This window comes from Phaeobacter sp. NW0010-22, from assembly GCF_040365955.1.
Lineage (GTDB): Bacteria > Pseudomonadota > Alphaproteobacteria > Rhodobacterales > Rhodobacteraceae > OMPR01.
In genome coordinates this window covers 239,372-258,617 of the sequence record NZ_BAABWT010000007.1, presented here as the reverse complement: position 1 = coordinate 258,617, position 19,246 = coordinate 239,372, and the positions used below count along the sequence as shown (strand labels likewise).

The 19,246-nt window shown below is 56.5% G+C and carries 17 protein-coding genes; 10 read left to right on the top strand and 7 right to left on the bottom strand.

Going from position 1 to position 19,246, the window contains the following annotated elements:
- The first annotated feature begins 11 nt into the window (after positions 1-11).
- The 7 genes from pdxR to ABWV33_RS16505 all read left to right on the top strand — a co-directional run bounded on the left by pdxR (position 12) and on the right by ABWV33_RS16505 (position 10,007).
- Positions 12-1,472: a MocR-like pyridoxine biosynthesis transcription factor PdxR gene (gene pdxR, locus ABWV33_RS16535; RefSeq protein WP_353332307.1), complete on the top strand. Its 1,461-nt coding sequence runs from the start codon at positions 12-14 to the stop codon at positions 1,470-1,472.
- A 128-nt stretch (positions 1,473-1,600) separates the two neighbouring features.
- Positions 1,601-3,376 carry a sulfoacetaldehyde acetyltransferase gene (xsc, locus tag ABWV33_RS16530; RefSeq protein ID WP_113823712.1) on the top strand — a complete coding sequence of 592 codons (1,776 nt, stop codon included), beginning with the start codon at positions 1,601-1,603 and terminating at the stop codon, positions 3,374-3,376.
- 20 nt (positions 3,377-3,396) lie between these two features.
- Positions 3,397-4,401, top strand: a complete 1,005-nt coding sequence (gene pta, locus ABWV33_RS16525; protein ID WP_353332305.1) for a phosphate acetyltransferase — start codon at positions 3,397-3,399, stop codon at positions 4,399-4,401.
- A 73-nt stretch (positions 4,402-4,474) separates the two neighbouring features.
- On the top strand, positions 4,475-5,506 hold the full coding sequence (locus ABWV33_RS16520) for a YeiH family protein (RefSeq protein ID WP_353332303.1): 1,032 nt from the start codon (positions 4,475-4,477) through the stop codon (positions 5,504-5,506).
- A 27-nt stretch (positions 5,507-5,533) separates the two neighbouring features.
- A complete protein-coding gene (locus ABWV33_RS16515; protein WP_353332301.1) occupies positions 5,534-8,353 on the top strand; it encodes a molybdopterin oxidoreductase family protein in 2,820 nt (939 codons plus the stop codon).
- Positions 8,353-9,135 carry a 4Fe-4S dicluster domain-containing protein gene (locus ABWV33_RS16510; protein ID WP_353332299.1) on the top strand — a complete coding sequence of 261 codons (783 nt, stop codon included), beginning with the start codon at positions 8,353-8,355 and terminating at the stop codon, positions 9,133-9,135. The genes ABWV33_RS16515 and ABWV33_RS16510 overlap by 1 nt, the downstream gene beginning before the upstream one ends.
- The gene (locus ABWV33_RS16505; RefSeq protein ID WP_353332297.1) at positions 9,135-10,007 is read left to right on the top strand and encodes a dimethyl sulfoxide reductase anchor subunit family protein; all 873 of its coding nucleotides are present in this window, start codon (positions 9,135-9,137) and stop codon (positions 10,005-10,007) included. The genes ABWV33_RS16510 and ABWV33_RS16505 overlap by 1 nt, the downstream gene beginning before the upstream one ends.
- 90 nt (positions 10,008-10,097) lie before the next feature.
- Here the strand turns inward: ABWV33_RS16505 and dapA are convergent, their stop codons facing one another.
- Positions 10,098-10,970, bottom strand: coding sequence for a 4-hydroxy-tetrahydrodipicolinate synthase (gene dapA, locus ABWV33_RS16500; protein ID WP_353332295.1), 873 nt, complete (start codon positions 10,968-10,970; stop codon positions 10,098-10,100).
- 136 nt (positions 10,971-11,106) lie between these two features.
- Between dapA and ABWV33_RS16495 the strand changes: the two genes are divergently transcribed.
- Positions 11,107-13,080 carry a lytic transglycosylase domain-containing protein gene (locus ABWV33_RS16495; RefSeq protein WP_353332293.1) on the top strand — a complete coding sequence of 658 codons (1,974 nt, stop codon included), beginning with the start codon at positions 11,107-11,109 and terminating at the stop codon, positions 13,078-13,080.
- Here ABWV33_RS16495 and ABWV33_RS16490 read toward each other — a convergent pair.
- Both ABWV33_RS16490 and mnmC2 read right to left on the bottom strand, forming a co-directional pair.
- Positions 13,054-13,884, bottom strand: a complete 831-nt coding sequence (locus ABWV33_RS16490; RefSeq protein WP_353332356.1) for a DMT family transporter — start codon at positions 13,882-13,884, stop codon at positions 13,054-13,056. The genes ABWV33_RS16495 and ABWV33_RS16490 overlap by 27 nt on opposite strands.
- 41 nt (positions 13,885-13,925) lie before the next feature.
- Entirely contained in the window at positions 13,926-14,588 is a 663-nt protein-coding gene (mnmC2, locus tag ABWV33_RS16485) for a tRNA (5-methylaminomethyl-2-thiouridine)(34)-methyltransferase MnmC2 (RefSeq protein ID WP_113823705.1), read from the bottom strand.
- A 64-nt stretch (positions 14,589-14,652) separates the two neighbouring features.
- Between mnmC2 and ABWV33_RS16480 the strand changes: the two genes are divergently transcribed.
- Entirely contained in the window at positions 14,653-15,687 is a 1,035-nt protein-coding gene (locus ABWV33_RS16480) for an NAD(P)/FAD-dependent oxidoreductase (protein WP_353332354.1), read from the top strand.
- Here the strand turns inward: ABWV33_RS16480 and ABWV33_RS16475 are convergent.
- Entirely contained in the window at positions 15,684-16,493 is an 810-nt protein-coding gene (locus ABWV33_RS16475; RefSeq protein WP_353332291.1) for an HTD2 family dehydratase, read from the bottom strand. The two genes, ABWV33_RS16480 and ABWV33_RS16475, sit on opposite strands and share 4 nt — an antisense overlap.
- On the opposite strand from ABWV33_RS16475, the gene ABWV33_RS16470 reads away from it, so the two are divergent.
- A complete protein-coding gene (locus tag ABWV33_RS16470; protein ID WP_251134348.1) occupies positions 16,492-16,926 on the top strand; it encodes a VOC family protein in 435 nt (144 codons plus the stop codon). The genes ABWV33_RS16475 and ABWV33_RS16470 overlap by 2 nt on opposite strands.
- Here ABWV33_RS16470 and ABWV33_RS16465 read toward each other — a convergent pair.
- The 3 genes from ABWV33_RS16465 to ABWV33_RS16455 form a co-directional block, all read right to left on the bottom strand.
- On the bottom strand, positions 16,923-17,465 hold the full coding sequence (locus tag ABWV33_RS16465) for an NADPH-dependent FMN reductase (protein WP_353332289.1): 543 nt from the start codon (positions 17,463-17,465) through the stop codon (positions 16,923-16,925). The genes ABWV33_RS16470 and ABWV33_RS16465 overlap by 4 nt on opposite strands.
- A gap of 57 nt (positions 17,466-17,522) precedes the next feature.
- Complete coding sequence (locus ABWV33_RS16460; protein ID WP_353332287.1) at positions 17,523-18,191, bottom strand: YiaD family glycine zipper/OmpA-like lipoprotein; 669 nt, start codon at positions 18,189-18,191, stop codon at positions 17,523-17,525.
- 168 nt (positions 18,192-18,359) lie between these two features.
- Positions 18,360-19,211 carry a bifunctional helix-turn-helix domain-containing protein/methylated-DNA--[protein]-cysteine S-methyltransferase gene (locus ABWV33_RS16455; protein ID WP_353332285.1) on the bottom strand — a complete coding sequence of 284 codons (852 nt, stop codon included), beginning with the start codon at positions 19,209-19,211 and terminating at the stop codon, positions 18,360-18,362.
- Positions 19,212-19,246 lie beyond the last annotated feature (35 nt).

Below are 19,246 nucleotides of genomic sequence, written 5' to 3'. Positions count from 1 at the left end.
TGGTGGCGCTCATGGGAATATCCGTAGATACATTTTTTCTTAAGCCAGACGCGCAGGGCACGCTTCAAGCTCAGATCCAGCAAATGATTGCCGAAGGCATCTTGTCTGGTCGTTTTCATGTTGGGGAAAAGCTGCCGTCCTCGCGCAAGCTGGCGACCCATCTGGGCATCAGCCGAATTACCGTGACGCTGGCCTACACCGAACTTCTGGCCAATGACTATCTCACCTCTCGCGGACGATCGGGATATTATGTATCCGACAACGCGCCGGTGCCCCCGACCTACACGCCGATGCAGCGAACCCCTGAAACGGTCGACTGGAACCGGGCCATCGCGCGCCGGTTTACCGGCGGCGATACTCTGCACAAACCGGCGGATTGGCGCGAATACCGCTATCCGTTTATCTATGGTCAGGCCGACCCGACCTTGTTTGATCACGCCAACTGGCGGCTCTGTGCGGTACGCGCCTTGGGTCAGAAAGACTTTGCCTCTCTGACCACCGACTATGTGGATCAGGATGACCCGCTGCTGATCGAATTCATTGCCCGTCACACCCTGCCCCGGCGCGGCATCACCGCCAAGCCAGAAGAGATCCTGATCACGCTTGGTGCGCAGAATGCACTTTGGCTTGCAGCGCGCGTGTTGTTGAACCGCCGTCGCAAAGCCGCCATCGAAGACCCCTGTTATTATGCCCTGCGGGAGCTTTTAGTGCAGGCCCGCTGTCAGTTAGCGCCTTTGCGGGTGGATGTTGATGGGCTTCAGCCGGATGCCATTCCCCCCGATACGGACGTGATTTTCACCACGCCCAGCCACCAAAGCCCGACCACGGCGACCATGCCGCTGAACCGGCGTCATGATCTGTTGCGTAAGGCACGTGAGATTGATGCGATGATCGTCGAGGACGATTACGAATTCGAAATGGCCTTTCTCGGGGCGCCGTCTCCGGCGCTGAAATCTCTGGATCGGGACGGGCGTGTTGTCTACGTGGGCAGCTTTTCCAAGTCGCTGTTTCCGGGCTTGCGGCTTGGCTACATGGTAGGATCTGAACCCTTCATCCGAGAAGCCCGCGCGCTGCGCTCACTGGTCTTACGCCACCCGCCGGGACACATCCAACGCACCGCTGCCTACTTCCTGTCTTTGGGGCATTACGATGCCCAGATCCGCCGCATGTCCTCCGCCCTGCTGGAACGGCGCAAAGAGATGGAAAGCGCGATCTCCAAACATGGGCTCTCCATCGCCGGGCGTGGGGCATATGGGGGGTCGTCCCTCTGGATGCAGGCCCCGGTTGGCACGGATACGACACAGCTGGCAGAAAAGCTGCGCCACAAAAGCGTGCACATCGAACCCGGCGAGCCGTTCTTTTCCGGCACCGAACGGGCCAAGCACTATTACCGCCTTGGCTACTCTTCGATCCAGACAAACCAGATCGAACCCGGCATCAAACATATCGCCCACGCCATATCTGACCAGTAAGTCCAGATTCTGGACATAAGCGGATACCCTTTTTGGCCCTAACGCCAAACCACCCCTTCCGCCTAAACCCAATCCAAACCTCCGGTACGTTGTGCCGGATAATTCTTAACCTTTTGGAGTGCGCCCTCATGAAAATGACCACTGAAGAAGCCTTCGTCAAAACACTGCAGATGCATGGCATCGACAACGCATTTGGAATCATCGGCTCCGCCATGATGCCCATTTCCGACATCTTCCCCGATGCCGGCATCAAATTCTGGGACTGTGCCCACGAAACATCCGGTGGCATGATGGCTGACGGGTACACTCGTGCAACCGGCAAAATGTCCATGATGATCGCACAAAACGGTCCGGGCATCACCAACTTCGTAACCGCCGTGAAAACTGCGTACTGGAACCACACACCAGTTCTGCTGGTTACACCGCAGGCTGCGAACAAAACAATCGGCCAGGGTGGCTTCCAGGAAATGGAACAGATGAACCTGTTCGCTGACTGTGTTGCATACCAGGAAGAAGTTCGTGACCCGTCACGTATCGCGGAAACACTGAACCGCGTTATCATGCAAGCCAAGCGCGCATCTGCTCCTGCACAGATCAACATCCCGCGTGACTTCTGGACCCAGGTTATCGACATCGACCTGCCCGTCATCGTTGATTTTGAACTGCCGCAGGGCGGCGACGTAGCCGTACAAGACGCAGCTGATCTGCTGTCTTCCGCCAAGTTCCCAGTCATCCTGAACGGTGCAGGCGCAATCCTGTCCAAAGGTGGCATCGAAGCGTCCCGCGTTCTGGCTGAAACACTCGACGCACCTGTCTGCGTAGGTTACCAGCACAACGACGCATTCCCTGGCAACCACCCTCTGTACGCTGGTCCTCTGGGCTATAACGGCTCCAAAGCCGGTATGGAACTGATCGCCAAAGCAGACGTTGTTCTGTGCTTGGGTACACGTTTGAACCCGTTCTCGACCCTGCCCGGCTACGGCATTGATTACTGGCCCACAGACGCCAAAATCATCCAGGTCGACATCAACCCTGACCGTATTGGCCTGACCAAGAAGGTTTCTGTTGGTATCGTTGGTGACGCCGCCAAAGTTGCATCCTCCATCACTGCAAAACTGGCAGACGGTGCAGGCGACGCAGGCCGCGCCGAGCGTAAGAACCTGATCTCCACCACCAAATCGGCATGGGCTCAGGAACTGACCTCCATGACCGAAGAGCAGGACGATCCCGGCACCGACTGGAACGTGCGTGCACGTGCAGCCAAGCCTGACTGGATGGCCCCTCGTATGGCGTGGCGCGCGATCCAGGCAGCTCTGCCTGTTGAAGCGATCATCTCATCCGACATCGGCAACAACTGCGCCATCGGTAACGCCTATCCTTCGTTCAACGACAGCCGTAAATACTTGGCACCCGGCCTGTTTGGTCCTTGTGGCTACGGTCTGCCTTCGATCGTTGGTGCGAAAATCGGTCAGCCTGATGTTCCAGTAGTCGGTTTCGCTGGTGACGGCGCATTCGGTATTTCTGTCAACGAACTGACAGCCATCGGCCGTGGCGACTGGCCTGCGATCACTCAGATCGTATTCCGCAACTACCAGTGGGGTGCTGAAAAGCGTAACTCGACACTTTGGTTCGACGACAACTTCGTTGGTACAGAGTTGGACGAAGGCGTTTCTTACGCTGGTATCGCGAACGCATGTGGCCTCAAAGGTGTTATCGCCCGCACTCAGGACGAACTAACTGCTGCTCTGGCACAAGCGATCGAAGACCAGAAGAACGGCATCACCACGTTGATCGAAGCAATGATCAACCAGGAACTCGGTGACCCCTTCCGTCGTGACGCAATGAAGAAGCCAGTTGAAGTTGCCGGCATCAGCGCCGACGACATGCAAGTACAAAAAGTCTAAGAACGGAACGGACGGGACACATGACACAGCTTCCTATTGAACTCCTGCGGTCCTGTGCCCCGGCCAACCGTCCGACGATTGCCCTAAGCGAAGGCAGTGATCCCCGCATTGTTGCGGGGGCACTTGCCGCCCATCAGGCCGAATTGGCCGACATTATTCTCATCGGCGCAGTTGCCGAGGTAGAGGCCACGTTACAGGCACAGGGTGCCTCTGCTGGTCCCGGCATTGCTGTGCACGATCCCGCGACTTCGGATCTGACCGAAGAATTTGCCAGCCGCTATCATGAGCTTCGCAAACACAAAGGGGTGGATGAAGCCAAAGCGCGCGCTGCCGCTGAAACTCCGCTAGTCTATGCCGCGATGCTGGTCCGTTCGGGCCGCGCACTTGGCACCGTTGGTGGCGCTGTTCACACCACAGGTGACGTTGTGCGCACCGCGATTCAGGTCATCGGCATGGCCCCCGACGCCGCTATGGTTTCGAGCTTTTTCCTGATGTACCCGCCTGCAAGTGCCGATAACGGCCGCGCAATGCTGTATTCTGATTGTGGGTTGGTCATTGACCCGTCTGCCAAGGAATTGGCTGGCATTGCCACTGCATCCGCCGTTTCTGCGCGCGCACTTCTGCAAGTTAAACCCAAAATTGCCATGCTGTCCTTTTCCACAAAAGGCAGCGCCCGCCATCCCGCAGTCGACAAAGTTATCGAAGCTACCAACGCCCTGCGCGCAGATCAACCAGATCTGAACGTCGACGGTGAACTGCAGTTCGATGCCGCCTTTGTTCCCTCTGTTGGTGAACGAAAATCGCCCGAATCTGCAGTTGCAGGTCGGGCCAATGTCATGATTTTCCCCAACCTTGATGCGGGAAATATCGGCTACAAAATCACCCAGCGCATTGGCGGATACGCCGCCATCGGTCCCGTGATGCAAGGTCTGGCCCAACCCGCCAATGACCTGTCACGTGGCTGTATTGCTGAAGACGTGACCCAGATGATCGCCGTCACAATTCTGCAAGCGCTTAATAAATAATACCGGCAGCGCGCGGCCTCATAGATTCGCCGCGTCGCAACCTATTCTAGTTTCGAAGGACCAAGTGACCGCTATGGCGTCCACAACCCAGCCGCATACTCCATTTCTTGAGAATGCCAAAAACAAAATCAATACATTGTTCCCGGGCATTATCGTGTCCGTTCTTGTGGCAATGACCGCAAAGTTTTTGTCTGAACATTACGCAACCCCAGCCATGCTGCTGGCTCTTTTGTTGGGCATTGCCGTTGGCTTTTTGGGCCAGGAAGGCAAAGCCGTTCCCGGTATCGCATTTACTGCGCGCACATTGTTGCGCTTGGGCGTCGCCTTTTTGGGTGTGCGCGTTTCAATGACCCTGATGATGGGTCTAGGCTGGGAATTGATCGCTTTGGTGATCTTTGGCGTTGTGGCGACCATTGGGTTTGGTATGTCGATTGCCCGCTTCTTGGGCCACAAATGGCGTTTTGCCTTCCTGACCGCTGGCTCAGTTGCCATTTGCGGAGCTTCAGCCGCCATGGCCATCAGTGCGATCCTGCCAAAGGATGAACGGTCAGAAGAGCGCCTGATCTTTACTGTATTGGGTGTGACGGTTCTGTCGACTATCGCCATGATCGCATATCCTATTTTGGTGCAATACCTGGACATGAACGATGTTGCAGGCGGCGTGTTCCTTGGAGGGACCATCCACGATGTGGCGCAGGTTGTTGGGGCGGGTTTCTCGATCTCGGAACAAACCGGTGACACCGCAACTTTGGTAAAACTGATCCGGGTTGCCATGTTGGCCCCCATCGTTCTGGTTGCCTCGATCATGATCCGAACCTTTGCCGAGGCAGACCCTGATGGCGGTCGCCCTCCACTTCTCCCCAGCTTTGTAGTCGGTTTCCTCGTGCTTGCTACATTCAGCTCATTTGGTCTGATTCCAGCTGCCGTGACCGAACTCATGAGCCAAGCGTCACGTTGGCTCTTGCTAACGGCCATCGCTGCGGTTGGTATGAAAACCAACCTGAAACAAGTTCTTTCAGTCGGTGGTGCCGCCATCGCCCTGATCGTTGTCGAAACCCTATTTATTGCCGGAGTGATCCTAACGGGAATTACCTTCCTGACCTGAGACACCGCCCCAACAGAAGGACGCCAGATGACCATCCAGCAACCCAAGATTGACACCAGTCCCAAGATCTCGGACGAGATCAGACGGACGACATGTTATATGTGTGCCTGTCGGTGCGGCATCAACGTCCACATGAAAAGCGGTAAGGTTGCCTATATCGAAGGCAACCGCGACCACCCGGTGAACAAGGGCGTGTTGTGCGCCAAAGGATCCGCCGGTATCATGCAGGTAAACGCTCCCTCGCGTTTGCGTGCGCCTCTGAAACGCGTCGGCCCCCGCGGGTCTGGCGCGTTCGAGGAAATCAGCTGGGAAGAGGCGCTGACCATAGCGACCGACCTACTGGAACCGATCCGCAAGGATAATCCTGAAAAACTGGCATTCTTTACGGGCCGCGATCAGTCGCAGTCCTTTACCAGTTTCTGGGCCCAACATTTCGGCACCCCAAACTATGCGGCCCACGGCGGGTTCTGCTCGGTCAATATGGCGGCGGGTGGCATCTACACCATGGGCGGCGCGTTTTGGGAGTTCGGTCAACCTGACTGGGACCACACCAAACTGTTCATGATGTTTGGCGTCGCCGAAGATCACGATTCCAACCCGATCAAAATGGGTCTGGGAAAAATCAAAGCCCGGGGCGCACGTGTCATCGGTGTGAACCCGATCCGCTCCGGCTATAATGCAATTGCGGACGAATGGGTCGGCATCACCCCAGGCACGGATGGTCTGTTCATCCTGTCGATGATCCACGTGCTGCTCAAGGCTGGTAAAATCGATCTGGACTACCTCAGCCGCTATACCAACGCGCCGGTTCTGGTAAATGCGTCTGAGGGTGCTGAAAACGGTCTATTCCTGCGCGATGCGGATGGCAAACCGCTGGTCATCGACCGCAACACCGGAGAATTGACCGCGTTCGACAAACCCGGCGTACGTCCTGATCTGTCCGCCACTCATACTGTTGACGGTGTCACCCATCGCCCTGTGTTCCACCAGATGGTGGAACGCTACATGGCCGACGAATACGCACCCGAGGCGGTTGCAGATCGCTGTGGCATCCCGGCCAAGCGTATCCGCGCCATCGCCGGGGAACTGGCCCGTGTTGCCTTTGACGAGGCGTTTGAGCTCGATAAAGAGTGGACCGATTTCCGCGGCGAAAAGCACACCAAGATGATTGGCCGCCCGGTCGCCATGCACTCGATGCGCGGTGTTTCGGCCCACGCCAACGGGTTCCAGACCTGCCGCGCCCTGCACGTGTTGCAGATCATCCTTGGCACTGTCGAAGTCCCCGGTGGGTTCCGGTTCAAACCGCCCTACCCCAAGCCGGTCGAGGCCCACCCGAAACCCCACTATGGCGTCACCCCCGGCAAACCACTTGATGGTCCGCATCTGGGCTATGTCACTGGTCCCGATGATCTGTGCCTGAAAGAAGACGGCAGCGCCGCACGCATCGACAAGGCCTATACGTGGGAAAACCCCATGTCGGCCCACGGGTTGATGCATATGGTAATCTCGAACGCTCATGCGGGTGATCCCTACAAGATCGACACGCTGTTCATGTATATGGCCAACATGTCGTGGAACTCCTCCATGAACACCAAGGGTGTGATGGAGATGTTGACCGACAAGGATGAGAATGGCGATTACGTGATCCCGAACATCATCTATTCCGACGCCTACAGCTCGGAAATGGTCGCCTATGCGGATCTGGTTCTGCCCGACACAACCTATCTGGAACGTCACGACTGTATCTCGCTGCTGGATCGCCCGATCTGCGAAGCGGACGCAGCCGCCGATGCCATTCGTTGGCCCGTGATCGAGCCTGACCGCGATGTGCGTGGGTTCCAGTCCGTGCTGTGCGAACTTGGCGCGCGCCTGAACCTGCCCGGTTTTGTTAACGAAGACGGCAGCCAGAAATACGCGGATTATGGCGACTACATCGTCAACCACCAGCGTAAGCCGGGCATTGGTCCGCTTCATGGTTTCCGGGGCGATGGCACCCAAGCCGGTCGGGGCGACGTGAACCCCGAGCAGTTGGACAAGTACATCGAAAACGGCGGTTTCTGCGTCACGCATATCCCCGATGGTGCGGATTACTATAAACCTTGGAACGCGGCCTATCAGGATTGGGCGGTCGAAATCGGCCTCTATGACAGCCCGCAACCCTATCTGTTCCAGCTCTATTCGGAACCGATGCGGAATTTCCAACTCGCTGCCGAAGGTCACGGTGACCGCCAGCCGCCCGAACATCTGCGCGAGCGGATCAAGGAAACGCTGGACCCACTGCCGATCTGGTACGAAACCGACCAAGAGGGCAACCAAGGCTTTACCGTCAACGCGCTCACACAGCGTCCGATGGCAATGTATCACTCGTGGGGCACGCAAAACGCGTGGCTGCGTCAGTTGCACGGCCGTAATCCGCTGTATGTTCCGACCAAACTGATGCGTCTGCATGGGCTCTCGGACGGCGATTGGGCCAAAGTCACCTCTCCTCACGGGTCGATTACCGTGCCCGTCATGGAAATGGCGGCTCTCAACGACAACACCGTCTGGACATGGAACGCCATTGGTAAACGTAAGGGTGCCTGGGCCTTGGAAGAGGACGCACCAGAAGCGACCAAAGGCTTCCTGCTGAATCACCTGATCCACGAATTGCTACCGCCCAAAGCGGACGGCATGCGGTGGGCCAACTCAGACCCAGTCACAGGTCAGGCAGCGTGGTTTGACTTGAAGGTTAAAATCGAAAAGGCCGGCGCGCCTGATGATCTGCCCGAAAGTCAGCCTGTGTTTGAATCCATCAAGTCACCGGTCGGAACCGGCCCCAAAAACCTCGCGTGGAAGGTAGGTAAATAATGACCCAACTCCCCCAATCCACCGACCGTAAAATGGGTCTGGTCATCGACCTTGATACCTGTGTTGGCTGCCATGCTTGCGTGATCTCATGCAAAGGGTGGAACACTGAAAACTACGGTGCTCCGCTCTCGGATCAGGATGCGTATGGCGGTGAACCGTCGGGCACCTTTCTGAACCGCGTGCACAGCTTTGAGGTGCAACCAACGCCGTGTCAAAGCAACCCAGCACCCGAAGCACAGCTGATTCATTTCCCAAAATCATGCCTGCATTGCGAAGATGCGCCTTGCGTCACAGTATGCCCAACCGGGGCCAGCTATAAGCGGGTCGAAGACGGCATCGTACTGGTTAACGAATCTGACTGCATCGGCTGTGGCCTGTGCGCGTGGTCCTGCCCCTATGGCGCACGCGAACTGGACCAAGCAGAAGGTGTGATGAAGAAATGCACTCTCTGTGTAGACCGGATCTATAACGAGAACCTTGAAGAGGTGGATCGTGTCCCGACTTGCGTTAGAACTTGCCCCGCAGGTGCGCGGCACTTTGGCGATCTCGGTGACCCCAACAGCGACGTTAGCCAGTTGGTTGCCGAGCGCGGCGGTATGGATTTGATGCCTGAAATGGGCACCAAGCCGGTCAACAAATACCTGCCCCCTCGCCCCAAGGACACGATTGAAGAGCAGATCGATATCCTCGCCCCTCTGCTCGCCCCCATCGCAGAAGAGCCTCAGGGCTTCATGGGGTGGCTCGACAAAGCGCTCGACAAATTGCCCGGAGGTAATGCCTGATGCATCCCGCACCTTCAGTTATCGTATTTACCACCCTGTCTGGACTGGGTTTCGGCCTGTTGCTGTTCCTCGGCTTGGGTATGCCTGACGTGACAGGTTGGGTCGCCTTTGTCTTTTTCGCCATTGCCTATGCTTTGGCGGTAGGTGGTTTGTTGGCGTCGACCTTCCATCTTGGCCACCCAGAGCGCGCGCTGAAAGCGTTCACGCAGTGGCGCTCCAGCTGGTTAAGTCGCGAAGGCTGGTGTGCTGTCATCGCCTTGCTTGTGATGGCACCTTATGGGGCAGGATTGGTATTCATGGGCGAAAGCTATTCCATTCTAGGCCTGATTGGCGCACTTTTCAGCCTGCTGACCGTGTTCACCACCTCAATGATCTACACACAGCTCAAAACTATCCCACGTTGGAACATGAAACTAACGCCTGCGATGTTCCTGTCGTTCAGCCTTGCTGGTGGCGCGCTGTTGTCGGGTCAGATCAAGGCAGCAATGGTTTTGCTGGCCGTGGCTGCCGTCGTACAAGTGGTCTACTGGAAACAAGGGGATCAGGCACTCGCCGCGTCCGGTACCGATATGGGCACCGCAACGGGACTGGGGTCCATTGGAGAGGTGCGTGCGTTTGAACCGCCACACACCGGCACCAACTATCTGCTGCGAGAATTCGTGCACGTGGTGGGCCGGAAACATGCGGCCAAACTGCGCATCATCGCGTTCACGCTAGCCTTTGTTGTACCACTGCTACTGCTTTATGCCTCGCCCCACCATTTGGGCGCGCTGATTGCCGTACTGTCGCATTTGGTTGGCATCGCCGTGTCGCGCTGGTTGTTCTTTGCTCAGGCAGAGCACGTGGTCGGCCTCTACTACGGCAAACGCTAATAGAGAGGGCCCACGTCTCTCTGAACACACGAAAAAGGGCGGCGCTCCAAATTGGAGCGCCGCCCTTTTTTTATGACTATCGTTAGGTAATCAGATCAACCCGGCGTGCGACATAGCCGCGTCAATCGCCGCCTTGGTGCTTTCTTCCAGACCCGTCAGGGGCGAGCGGACTTCTTCGGTGCACAGGCCCAGCTTGGACAGGCCATATTTCGCACCGACCAGACCCGGCTCGATAAAGATTGCTTCGTGCAGTGGCATCAGCTTGTCCTGATACTCCAACGCTTTGGCGTAATCGCCCGCCAACGTTGCCTGCTGGAAATCAGCACACAGCTTTGGCGCGACATTAGCAGTCACGGAAATACAGCCAACACCACCATGGGCGTTAAAACCCAACGCCGTCGCGTCTTCGCCAGACAGCTGGCAGAAATCAGAACCACAACTGGCGCGCTGCTGGCTGACACGTGCGATATCACCCGTCGCATCCTTAACACCGATGATGCGTGGCAGCTTGGCCAGCTCGCCCATCGTTTCGGGGGTCATATCAACAATAGACCGTCCAGGGATGTTGTAGATGATCAACGGGATATCAGCGCAATCATGGGCTGCAGTGAAATGAGCCACCATGCCGCGCTGAGTCGGCTTGTTGTAATATGGTGTCACAACCAGCGCCGCATCGGCACCGATCTTAGCCGCGAATTCAACAAAGCGAATCATTTCCACTGTGTTATTGGATCCGGCACCTGCAATCACCGGCACGCGACCAGCCGCCGCTTTGACCACCTCGGCCACAACGGTTTCGTGTTCATCATGGGTCAGCGTCGGGCTTTCGCCTGTGGTTCCAACCGGAACAAGGCCGGTAGAGCCTTCGCTGATTTGCCATTCAACCAAGTGTTTGAGCGTATCCAGATCCAACGCGCCGTTGCGAAACGGGGTGACGAGGGCTGGCATTGAGCCTTTGAACATGGGTACGCTCCCTAGGTTGGATCATGGTGGGCAAAACCCCACCGGATTTGCGCGCTGCCGGGATTGTGTTTTGATCCGGACGGCACACGGTTTATCGTGAAAGGCACTAGCCTTGGTTCGTTGGGAAATGCAAGTGATGACACGAGTTCTAGCCCTTGGTGTGGCCCTCTTTTTCTACACATTCACTCTTGTTGGCCCTGCTTTTGCGGATCAAGCGGCTCAACTCGCCTTGGCGCTCAAGGAAATGCGCGCCGAAAACTGGAACGAAGCCCTGCGCGTTGCGGGCAAACGCGGCTCGGTTTCACGTGATATCATTGTCTGGCACTGGCTGCGCAAAGGGTATGGCGAATCGGGGGATGCCTTGGTTTTTCTCGACCGGCGGCCCGATTGGCCCGGACAGGCATTCTTGCGTCGTAAAAGCGAGCCATCTTTCACCAATGCAGATCCACAACGCGCGCTCAAATTCTACTCTGAACAACCTGCCCAAACCGCCGAGGGGGCGTTAAATTATGCCACAGCGTTAATCACCACCGGCAAACGTGGTGAGGGCGAGGCAGAGTTGGTCGTTGCCTGGCGCACAATGCCAATGGGCAGCGGGTTGCAAAAAATCTATCTGCAGAACTATTCCAAATTGCTCAAACCACACCATGCCGCCCGGTTGGATCGGATGCTGTGGGAGGGGCACAAGATTAGCTCGAAGCAGATGTTGTCTTTGGTCAGCGCCGACCAGCGTAAACTGGCTGAGGCGCGGCTCAGCCTACAGAATATGTCCCCCGGTGTCGACCGCCTGATCGAAGCAGTTCCAGACAGTCTTACCTCAGCGCCCGGACTCGCGTTTGATCGGTTCGTCTGGCGCGATCGAAAAGAGTTTGACGAAAGCGCTGTGGATCTGATGTTAGAACGATCCACCGGTCCCAAAGCCCTAGGCGAGCCCGACAAATGGGGACCCCGACGCCGCAGGCTGGCCCGGTTGGAAATGCGCCAAGGAAAGGACAAGCGCGCCTACAGCGTCGCCGCGCACCACCATATGACCCCGGAAATGGGCTATGCCTACGCTGATCTGGAATGGCTTGCGGGATTTATCGCATTGCGCAAATTAGAGGACCCAGCAACCGCAGCAAAGCACTTTGAACGGTTTGAGGCCGCTGTCGCTTCGCCGATATCCAAAGGACGCGCGGGCTATTGGTTAGGCCGGGCCTATGCCGCACAGGGAAATACAGACAAAGCACAGGCAGGATATGCTTTGGGCGCAGAATATCAGACATCCTTTTATGGGCTTTTGGCTGCTGAACAGATTGGGCGACCTTTTGATGAAACATTGGCCAATCCCCCACAAAACCCACCCTGGGCGCAAGCGGATTTTACCAAATTATCGGTATACAAAGCCGGGCGTCTTTTGCTGCAGGCCAACGAGCTGAACTTAGCAGAGCGGTTTTTCACCCACCTGACCGAGAGCTTGGATCCGGTACAAGCGGCACAATTGGGAGATATGGCAATTGAACTGGGACAGTCGCATTTAGCGGTCATGATCGCCAAACGGGCAGCCCGCACAGGGATTGTTCTGCCTGCTGCATATTACCCATTGCATTCGGTTGCCGAGCTACAACTGCCCATGGCCAAGGAAATGACGCTAGCCATTGCCCGCCGTGAAAGTGAATTCGACCACATCGTGATAAGCGGGGCCGGGGCGCGGGGCTTGATGCAGGTTATGCCTGCAACCGCCCAACTGGTCGCCAAGGATCTGGGTATTCTTGGGGCGCACCAAACCGGTCGCCTAACTTCAGATTGGAAATATAATGCCAAATTGGGTGCGAATTACCTTGCGGGGCTGTCGGCCGAATTTGTCGGCAATGTTGTCATGATGGCCGCCGGATATAACGCGGGGCCCAAACGCCCAATCCGCTGGATGGGCTTGTTTGGTGATCCACGCACCGGCTCTCCCGACATGATCGATTGGATCGAACATATCCCGTTCAACGAAACCCGAAACTATGTCATGCGAGTGACCGAAAGCCTGCCGGTTTATCGGGCGCGGTTGGGTAAAGACCCTCTGCCCATTCCGTTTTCGAAAGAGTTGAACGGATCAACGCTTGAGGCTTTCGCGCCATAACGTGAACAGCCCCGCCGAGATGATCAACCCGGTGCCGATGATGACTGCAGTACGCAGATCTTCGCCAAAAACTGTGATCCCAAGGATCGCGGTCCAAAACAGATGGAAATAGGCGAAAGGTTGCACCGCGCTGGCCTCGGCCATTTCATAGCATTTCATCAACAGCCAATGACCGGCCACACCCGATACACAGAGCAAAGCCATCCAGCCCCAATCCTTTTGCGCCATCGGCTCCCAGAACCAGATGCCGATTGCCGTCATCATGATTGAGCCCACGATACCGGTCCAGAAAAAGCTGGTGGCGGTGCTGTCTTGGCGCGCCGCATATCGCGTCAATAGTCCGTATAGGGCGAACATAAAGGCCGAAATCAGCGGAATGATGGCCCAGGGATTAAACACCCCCATACCCGGCTGAAGGATAATAAGAACACCAATGCAACCCACACCAATCGCCGCCCAGCGACGCCAGCCGACCTGCTCCCCTAAAATGGGACCGCTAAGCGCCGCAACAATGAGCGGATAGCCGATAAACACAGCTTGGCTTTCGATGAGACCCAAAATGGTAAAGCCATAGACTGCAACGCAGATTTCCCCGGCCAACAAAACCCCACGCAGGATTTGTAGGCCCCGTTGGTTGGTTTGCGCAACGGCCCGAATCCCACCTGCATTGCGCAGTGCCAGAAAAATCACAAAGGCGGCAAAGAACCAGTAGCGGATCATCACCACCATATAGGTGTTATAAGCCCCGGCCAGATGGCGCGAGATCCCATCCTGCAACGCGAAAACCACAGTCGCTCCCAGCATGAGTGCGATACCCGCCGGAACATTGTTCTTCTGTTGGTTCACTACTTTACCGCCTGCGTCATATGCCGTTTGTGCCCAAAACCCGGAGCTCTAGAGACGGTAAACCCAGCCTCTTGTAATCCGCGCCGGACAAACCCTGCTGCCGTGTATGTCGCAACTGTTCCGCCTTGTCTGGTGTGGTTTGCGACATCAGCCATCAAACCCGACCCCCAAAGTTCCGGATTCTTTGCAGGCGAAAATCCATCCAAGAACCACGCATCAGCATGACCCTGCCACAGGGGCAGAGTTTCTCGCGCATCGCCCTCAACCACTTCTAGCCGGAGCGTCCCAAGATCACAGGTGCCCCCTTGCCAAACTGCCAAAAACCGCTCGGCCCATAGGGCGACTTCGGGGAAAGCCTCTAACGCGCGCACCATATCATCACGCGCCATGGGAAAGGCCTCAAAACTGGTAAATTTCAGCGGATCGGAGCGACCGTTTTTTTCCCATTCAGACCAAACGGTCAGCAAGTTCAAACCGGTCCCAAAACCCAGTTCGGCAATATGAAAACCGGGCGCGAACCGCGCGGGCAAATCGTTGCCATCCAGAAACACATGCCGCGTTTCAGCCAATCCATTCTGGAGCGAGAAATACGGATCATCGAACTGATCCGACACCGGCACCTGGCCCTCGGCCCATGACAGTTTTGCGCGCTGGTCAGTCATGCGATGATCCCTTAGAGCCTGATGTGAAACGGCGCGACACTGGCGAAGGACGAGAGAATTGGCAATGGTTGATGTGACGATACGTGGCGCGGGCATTTTCGGTCTCTCCATCGCTTGGACCTGTGTCCGTCATGGCGCAAAAGTCCGCGTTGTTGATCCGCATGGCCCCGGCGCGGGCTCTTCTGGTGGCTTGGTCGGCGCATTGGCTCCCCATGTGCCGGAAAACTGGAACTCCAAAAAGGCGTTCCAATTCGAGAGCCTGATCATGGCCGAACCCTTTTGGGCCGAGGTCGAAGCCGCCGGAGGTGTATCCCCCGGATATGGCCGCTTGGGGCGTCTGCAACCCATCGCTGACGAGCGAACGCTGGCCCTTGCGCATCAGCGCAGCGAAACTGCACGCGATTTATGGCAGGGCAAAGCGACTTGGTCCGTGCGTTCGTCAACCGATCTGGGGGATTGGTGCCCGCCCAGCCCAACCGGTTTCGTCATTCACGACACCCTAAGCGGGCGTATGCACCCGCGTCGCGCCTGCGCCGCTTTGGTCGCAGCGTTGCAAGCCATGGACGTCGAGATCACCCATGACGCCCCAAATGAAGGGCGGGTGCTATACGCCACCGGTGCCACCGGGCTCAAAGATCTTTCAACTGCTTTGGAACGCCCGGTTGGCAATGGAGTAAAAGGGCAAGCCGCGTTGCTGCGGTTTGACGCTGGGCCGGTTCCACAACTCTATGCCGATGCATTGCACCTTATCCCCCATGCGGACGGAACACTGGCCATCGGCTCAACCTCTGAACGCGAATATGACGACCCAGCCAGTACAGACGACGCGCTAGAGGACGTCATTGAACGCGCTATGCTGGCCCTACCGCTGTTGCGCGGTGCCGAGGTAATCGAACGCTGGGCTGGCGTGCGACCACGCTCCAAAAGCCGCGCGCCCATGTTGGGCGAACATCCCCTTTATCCCGGACAATTCATTGCCAACGGCGGTTTTAAGATCGGCTTTGGAATGGCCCCAAAGGTTGCACAGGTGATGACCGAATTGATGTTACACGGGACCGACACCATCCCCGAGGCCTTTAAACCCCAAGCCTCGCTTTAGATCGCCACCGCCGTCGCTTGCATACACTGGCGACCATCCGGCCCGCGCACCCATAGATCAGCCCCGTTCCGACACAGTTCTGCTGTTTCGAAATGCATCAACGGCGAAGAGGCGCGAAACGAAAACTCGGCAAGTGGTCCGATTACCCGTTCGGCAAGCAACATCAACTTTTGTGCCAGCAATGGGCCGTGAACAACCAACCCTTCGTAGCCCTCCACATCGCGCGCGTATTCTTGGTCGTAATGAATGCGGTGCCCATTGAATGTCAGCGCCGAATACCGAAACAAGAATGTAGAATCGAACGCCACAGACTGGCGATCCGTCTCATCCGTGCGCGCCATGGGTGCCACGGAGCGCGGGGCAGTGGGATTCGGATCCTCGCGATATACAAGGTCCTGCCATTCTGTCAGACACAATGTGCCGTCTTGCCAAATTTCATGACGCAGGGTGGCAAAAGCCAGCGGTCCAGTGCGACCAATTTTCTTGCTAGATGTTTCTAGAACAGACCGCTTTTCTGCCCGAAATCCCGCCAGCAAGGGCCGATTGAAGCGCAGTCGCCCACCAGCCCACATTCGACGTGGCAATCCAAAATCTGGGATCAACCCGCCGCCCCCAACACGAGGATGGCCATCGCGCCCCAGCTGACCGGGTGGATGCGGAGACCAAAAATAGAGCTGATGAAAGAACGGCGGCAAGACCGACCCTTCTGTCATCTCAGCTATCTGACCCATTGCAATCTGAAACGCCCCTGCGCGCGCAGGGTCCATCACATCGCTTTGACTTTCGGTTGTAAGATCGGTTTTCATGTCGCAACCTTACGCCGCTTTGCAGAAAGAACAACCGATGCCAGTCCTCTCTTCGCTTGATCATCTGGTGCTGACAGTTGCGGATATTGCGGCCACCACGCGGTTTTACACGACCGTCTTGCAGATGGAGATCGAAGAATTCCACCCCGCAGATGGATCAACCCGCACAGCACTGAAATTCGGGCAGCAAAAGATCAACCTGCATCCAGCATCTGCCCCCTTTGAACCCAAAGCTCAAAATGCAAATCCCGGTTCGGCTGATCTGTGCTTCTTAACGCAAACCCCACTGGCCGATTGGCAAAGCCACCTCCACGCACACGACATCCAGATCGAAGAAGGGCCGGTGCCCCGCACAGGAGCAACCGGCCCAATTCTGTCTCTTTATCTACGTGATCCCGACGGCAATCTTATCGAAATCAGTACCTTGTCTTAACGCCCAATCTCGGCGCGCAGCTTTTCCATCAACGCCTGCAGAGATTTGGTGTATTGCGCGCTAATAAGCTGACCCGCCTCATCAAAGGCAGATCCGCTGCCCGCCAAATGAACTTCAGGGCCCTGCAAGATACGCGGTTGAAACGGCACCATGAATCCACGCAAAACCATCTGTGCGCGTTCCCCACCAGCCCGGCCGGCGGCCGCGGACATGACGGCCACGGGTTTATTCGCCCATGGCGATCCATTGGTACGGCTCACCCAGTCCAACGCGTTCTTCAACACGCCAGAGGGCCCCTTGTTGTATTCAGGGGTCGAAATCAGCACTGCATCGGAAGCAGCGATTTGATCTGCCAACGTTTGAACCAAAGCCGGGACCCCATCTGCATCTTCGGCATCGCCATCATACAAGGGTAGGTTCAGGTCCGCCTCTGCGTAGATACATGGGCCGAACAAACGGGCCGCTTCACGCAGCAGTTTCCGATTAGTCGCCTCTTGTCGCAATGACCCAGATAGGCCCAGCAATACAGGTTCTGACATGAATTTCCCTCATTTGGTAACAACAATTCGGCGAGACGCATTTGAAACACCAAATATTTAAGTGCTTTTCGGTATCACAACGATTTCCACCCGCCGGTTCGCGGCTTTACCCGCCTCGTTCAGGTTCGAAGCGATTGGATCGTTTTCACCCTGACCCAAAGTAGAAATCCGGTTGTACGTAACTCCGCCCGCCTGAATTACATCAGCCACAGCGCCCGCACGACGTTCAGACAAACCCTGATTGTAGGGCGCGTCGCCATCGCTATCAGTGTGACCGATGATTTGAACATTTGATTCAGGATAGCGCAGCAAGTTCTGCGCCACTTTTTCAAGATCGGAACGCAAAGCAGGACGGACGGTATAGCTGTCGGTGTCAAAAGTGATGTCATTCGGGACAGAAACGATCAACCTATCACCGGTGTTTGTGACAGTGATCCCGTCATTCGCCAACTGTTGCCGCAACTCTGCTGCTTGCTGATCTAGATTGTTCCCAATAAGCGCACCAGCACCGGCGCCAACAGCACCGCCAACGACAGCGCCAAGCGCTGGGTTAGAGCTATTCGCCAAAGCTCCAACACCCGCACCAAGAAGCCCACCAAAAATCGCACCCTGTTTGGTATTCTGTTTGGGATCTGTCTGCGCACCCAAAGTGGCCGGATCAGTACAAGCGCTCAGCGCAACGGTGGCGCTTAGCACAGCCACCAGCGAAATTTTTGAGATCGTCATAGGATCACCTTCTGCTCATTAGGCCCGGTTTGTTCCGAGACCCTTTGGCCTAGTATATCCTTTGATCTCGGCTGACGCTCAAGCCTGTGCCCCAAAAATTCGGCGGAACCTTGCGCAAATTACCAAAGAACGCGCACCTATACCTACATTTTCTGCGCTCAGTCGTTCTTACGCTTCGGCGCGGGCCGCCTCATACGCAAGCATTGCCCGCTTAACTGGCAAACCCCAGTGATAGCCGCCTAGCCCTCCGGATTTCCTGAGCGCCCTATGACAGGGGATCATCCAACTGATTGGATTGCGCCCGACAGCTGTTCCAACAGCGCGCACCGCACGTGGGCTTCCGATGGCGTCGGCGATTTCTGAATAGGTCGTCACTTGTCCATCCGGGATCCGCAGCAGCGCCTCCCACACTTTGATTTGCATGGGTGCCCCAATCAGGAACAACGGGGTGGGTTCCAGTTTATCACTTGCCGCCCCAAAGGCGCTTAGCACCCAAGGGCGCAAACGCATCGGATCCTCGACAAAATCGGCTTTGGGCCAGCGTGCGACCAAATCTTCCATGGCCGCCTCCTCGCCGGTTTCGGCGGCAAACCCCATCCCGCAAATACCTTTGTCTGTGCCCATCACCAAAGCCGGACCAAAAGGACTTTCGAACCACCCCCAATAGATCGTCAGCCCGTCCCCCTTGCGAGCAAAATCGCCGGGACTCATCGCCTCCCATCGCACAAAAAGATCATGCAGACGCCCCGTTCCAGACAAGCCAACATTGTGCGCCGTTTCCAAAGTTGTGAACCGGTCGTGCATAAGAGCCTTGGCATGGCCAAGCGTGAGATATTGCTGAAACCGTTTGGGAGAGACCCCAACCCAACGGGAAAACAGCCGCTGGAAATGGGCCGGGCTCATGTTCATCTGCGCGGACAATTGTTCCAACGACAGAGTCTCGCCGCCTTGGTCGATCAATTCGATGGCCCGACGCATTACCTCGTAGTGATACCCATTTTCGCGTGCTTCAATATTCATGGCGTACCTCCTGTGTTGCGCCATCGTAGCTTTGC